Here is a 257-nt window from a genome sequence, read left to right as displayed (position 1 = left end):
AATGAGTTAGCTAAAAACGTTTAACGGACATCTACGGACGTGCACGGTCTTTTTTGTGCCCCTATCGGTGCCCCCTCTTTCAAAATGCCCCCAAATTGCCCCCAAAATCCCCCTCTATTGCGTAGCTCTTTCCAGTTTCGCAACGTCCCGCTTTACGCCCATCTGACGATTAAGCATAATTACAACCGATCCGATTGTAAGACTTAACCAGCGCGCGCTACTTTTCTCCCTGCCCTATACTTTCAGTCTGACTGACT

The organism is Enterobacter cloacae complex sp. S1, from assembly GCF_014930525.1.
Taxonomy (GTDB): Bacteria; Pseudomonadota; Gammaproteobacteria; order Enterobacterales; family Enterobacteriaceae; genus Enterobacter; species Enterobacter hormaechei_C.
Note: the sequence above shows the minus strand (reverse complement) of the source record.